Annotated in this window: 3 protein-coding genes; all 3 read left to right on the top strand. The window is 34.0% G+C overall.

The genetic code is table 11. The features are described from left to right. A partial coding sequence (locus ENL20_09020; protein ID HHE38698.1) for a 2,3,4,5-tetrahydropyridine-2,6-dicarboxylate N-succinyltransferase occupies positions 1-741 on the top strand: 741 nt, incomplete at its 5' end. A gap of 184 nt (positions 742-925) precedes the next feature. Continuing rightward, the gene (locus tag ENL20_09015) at positions 926-2047 is read left to right on the top strand and encodes a pyridoxal phosphate-dependent aminotransferase (GenBank protein ID HHE38697.1); all 1122 of its coding nucleotides are present in this window, start codon (positions 926-928) and stop codon (positions 2045-2047) included. Positions 2048-2219: 172 nt separating this feature from the next. Beyond that, entirely contained in the window at positions 2220-4415 is a 2196-nt protein-coding gene (locus ENL20_09010) for a tetratricopeptide repeat protein (GenBank protein ID HHE38696.1), read from the top strand. Positions 4416-4569: the final 154 nt, after the last annotated feature.

Below are 4569 nucleotides of genomic sequence, written 5' to 3'. Positions count from 1 at the left end.
TCCGAATTCAAACAATCTCTAAACACCGGAAAGATTAGAGCTGCAGAAAAAAAAGATGGAAATTGGATCGTCAATGAATGGGTAAAGAAAGGAATCCTCCTCGGCTTCAGGATGGGAGAGATAATCAAAATGCCGATCAGCAAAATGTCATATTTTCTGGATAAAGAAACTTATCCGACAAGGGAATTCCAACTTTCCGAAAATATCAGGATAGTTCCTGGAGGTTCGTCTGTTCGCGATGGAGCTTTTATCGGGAAAAATGTGGTGATGATGCCGCCCATGTATGTTAATGTCGGAGCTTATATTGATGAAGGAACAATGATCGATTCACATTCTTTGGTAGGTAGTTGTGCTCAAATCGGGAAAAGAGTTCATCTTTCGGCAGCATCCCAACTGGGAGGAGTTCTCGAACCGATCGGAGCAAATCCTGTTATTATCGAGGATGATGTTTTTATTGGTGGAAATTGCGGGATCTATGAAGGAGTTATCATCAAAGAAAAAGCGATCATTGCTCCGGGAGTTATCATTACTGCCGGAACTCCGGTTTATGATGCTGTTCATAATTATTATCTGAAAAAAGAAAATGGAAAAGCTGCAATAATTCCGAAAAAAGCAGTTGTTGTCAGCGGAACTCGACCTTTAAAATCCAATCCTGAATTTTCCGTTTATTGTCCGATCATTATCAAGTATCGGGATGAGAAAAGTGACGCTTCCGTGACTCTGGAAGAAGCATTGAGATAGAATTAAACTTGCCATCCGTCAGCTGCCGGATAGCAAGTTTTCTAAATTGAGGAAAAATTATTTTATACTGAAGTAAGTTAGAAAACTTTGATCAAGTCAGCAAAAGCGAGCCTAATTCAAATTTCAAAGTCTTCCCTCTCTTTTCAAGAGAGGGATCGTGGGTGAGTTGAAAAAGGGGAAAACTATGAATTCATATTCAGCAGATAGAGTTTATGATATAGACATTTCCGAGATCAGGAAAATATTTGATAAAACTCCCAAAGACTCAATAAATCTCGGTTTGGGAGAAATCCAGTTTCCAACTCCGAAAATTTTTACGGAATATGCCCGTGAAATTCTTTTAGATGGAAATATCAGTTACACACCCAATGCAGGTTTAAAAGTATTACGAGAATCGATTGCGAATTATTACGAAAATAAAATCGATTATGAAAATGTATGTGTAACAGTCGGAGCGGAAGAAGCAGTTTTCGCTTCAATTTTCTGTTACATAAACCCGGGAGATGAAGTTCTGCTGGCGAATCCGACTTTTGTTGCCTATAAAACTATTTTGAAAATGACAGGTGGAAAAGCGAGATATTTCCATCTCGATCCAAAAAAAAAATTCTGTTTGGATAAACATTCGTTCCTGAAACAAATAACAGATAAAACAAAAATGGTGATTTTAACTAATCCCTCAAATCCTTTGGGAATCACTTTTACTCCTGAAGAAGTTAACTTTATTGTTAGTATTTGTTCCGAAAAGAATATTCTGCTTGTCGTCGATGAGATCTATCGAGAATTATATATTCGGGAAAAACCTGCAACCATGCTCGATCTTCATAAAAATTCTTTGATCATTTCCGGTGTTTCCAAAGCATATTGTATGACCGGTTGGAGACTTGGCTGGATTGTTTCTCAAAACAGAAAACTTATTAAAACGATAGTTTCGGCTCATCAATATATCTGCACTTGTGCTCCTTTTATCTCGCAGAAAGCAGCATTAAAAGCCCTTACAACCGATGGAGAAAATGTCAAAGAAGTTTTGAGAATGAAATTATTAGATAACAGGAATTATATGATAAACTTCTTAAAGGAAAATCTTCCCCAAAGCAAAATCCTAATCAACTCCTCTTCCCCATACCTTTTTGTTAATTTCGGAAAAGATGATAAAAAGCTTTGTAAGAAATTAGCAGAAAACGGAGTGATCGTTATTCCGGGAAGTGTTTTTGGCAGCAATGGAAATGGATGGATCAGAATAAGTTATGGTTTGGAAATCGAATATTTAAAAATAGCTTTGGAGAGAATATTCGGCGTTTTGAGATAAACTATTAATGATATTTGGATTTTTTCCTCAAGATATTACTTCCTGATAGAATTTTTATATTTGACTTAAATTTCCAAAATTCAAAAACTGTCCAAATTTTTTTTATAAATTAAGGATATTCGAGGATGATAAAATTCGACTCGATTAAAAGTTCCGGGAGTAATGAGAAAATATGAAAAAAACATTTTTTCTGATTTTTATTCTAATGTTCAACTTCTTGATTACTGAGAAGAATATTGAGGAATTGGAATCTGCACTGACAACCGCAACCGGTTCTGACAGAATTGAAATCTTTAATGAACTTTCATTATTATACAAGCAAATCGATCCTCAAAAAAGTCTTGAATATGCTCAATCTGCCTTGAAATCGGCTTCTGAACAAAATGACCAAAAACAAAAAGCTCAAGCTCTGAACAATATTGGAACAGCTTTTATTACCTTACATAATGTTGATTCTGCTCTTAATAATTTTCAGAAAGCACTGAATATCAGTCTTGAACTCGATGATAAAAAAAATGCAGCTACAACTCTAAATAATATAGGTATCATCTATCTGAAACATCTTCATAAATACCAGAAAGCTCTCGACAGTTTTAATCAATCATTGCAATTGAGAGAAGAAGTCGGCAACAATATTGAAATCGCCAATTCCTTGATGAACATTGGAGTCGCTTATAAATACTTGAACAAATATGAAAATGCTCTCCAATATCATCTCCGGGCTTTAAAGTTGAAAGAAGAAAACGGAGATAATGATGAAAGTCTGGCAATGTCCCTGAATTATGTTGGAATATCCTATTACGATTTGAGTAAATATGATAAAGCTATCGAATATTTGATCAGATCTCTGAATTTGATCGAAAAAACAGATAATGAGATACTCGCTGCTCAAACTATGAACAACATTGGTTTGCTCTACAAGAAATTAAATAAATTTGAAAAAGCTTTAGAATTTTATGAAAGCTCTTTGGAGATCAAGAATAGACTTGATGATCAAGAAGGAATAGCTAACTCTCTTAATAATATAGGTATTATCCACCGGAACCTAAAAAATTACTACAAGGCTCTCGATTATTACCAGCAAGCTCTGGAAATTATCACAGAACTTGGAAATAAACAGAATCTGGCAAATGCCTTAAATAATATAGCAGTTATTTATCTTCAACTTGATGGTTATGGTAAAGCTTTGGAATATTATCGCAGATCATTGGAAATCAGTAAAGAGATCAATAACTCTTATGGAATTGCGAATACTTTGCACAATATAAGTGAAATCTATATTTTACAGAAAGATTACGACAACGCAATTATTAAACTTGAAGAAGGATTAAAAATTTCAAATGATATCTCTGCTTATGATCTTATGAAAGACTATTATAATACTTTTTCAATCTTATATAACAAAAAAAAGGATTTTCAAAAAGCTCTGAAATATAAACAACTTCATGCTGAAATGACCGAGAAAATATTTTCCGAAGAAAGTAGTAAAAAAATAGCAGAAGTACAGGAAATCTATAATTTAAAGGAAAAAGAAGAAAAAATAGATCTCTTAAAAAAAGATAAAGAAATTCTTCAAGATAAAGCTCTTAACCTGGAAACCGAAAAGAAAATACTGGAAGAATCTACTGCTCTAAAGGATGCTGAAATTATAAACCTGACCAAAGAACAGGAACTCTGGGAATTGAAGATTACTCGACAAAGAGATATTATAAGGATGACTATTGCTTTTGCCTTATTCATTATTCTGATAGCATTTTTGTTATACAATCGTTATCTGCTGAAAAAGAAGATTATCAAACAATTAGCCCAGTTAAATGACAATATGAAAGAGAAGAATGTTGAACTTCTGCAAGCAAAAGAACGATTAACTCAACTGGCACGAATGGATCCGCTGACAAACCTTTCCAATCGTCGGGATATGAACGAAAAACTCAACTATGAACAGAAAAGATTTGAAAGAAATAAAGAATCATTTGTCCTGGTTATGGGTGACATCGATGATTTTAAATCTATCAACGACACCTATGGACATGAAGCGGGTGACCTTGTTTTAAAAACCGTTTCCAATTTGATGAAAAAAACTCTCCGCAAGCAGGATATTGTTTCCCGTTGGGGAGGAGAAGAATTTCTCTTATATTTACCTGATACGGACTTGAATGGTGGAAAAATAGCTTCCAACAAAGTCAGGAAACAAATTGCCAAAACAAAAATCGAATATAAAGGCAAGACCATTCCCGTAACAATAACATTCGGTGTTTGTGAATATAATAATAATATGCTGGATATTAACGAATGTATATCCAAAGCTGATGCTGCTCTATATGAAGGTAAAAAGAAAGGTAAAAATCGGGTAATGTTAGCGAGTTAATAAAAAGGTCACCTCTTGCGAAATGACCTTTTATTTCATACTTTTTCTTATTTGATCTTCTCAATAAACTTTTGAAATCTTTCCAGGCGGTTAAAATCAGTTTTAACACCTTTTGTTTCGTAATAATAACTCATTCCATCACTTGATTCACTAG

It is taken from the genome of Candidatus Cloacimonadota bacterium (genome assembly GCA_011372345.1).
In the GTDB taxonomy this organism is placed as follows: Bacteria; Cloacimonadota; Cloacimonadia; order Cloacimonadales; family TCS61; genus DRTC01.
This window is presented reverse-complemented; position numbering and strand designations above follow the sequence as displayed.

What these genes read in the sequence shown, in the direction of transcription:
- ENL20_09010 (HHE38696.1), top strand. Translation starts at nt 2,220, where the DNA reads ATGAAAAAAACATTTTTTCTGATTTTTATTCTAATGTTCAACTTCTTG.
- ENL20_09015 (HHE38697.1), top strand. Translation starts at nt 926, where the DNA reads ATGAATTCATATTCAGCAGATAGAGTTTATGATATAGACATTTCCGAG.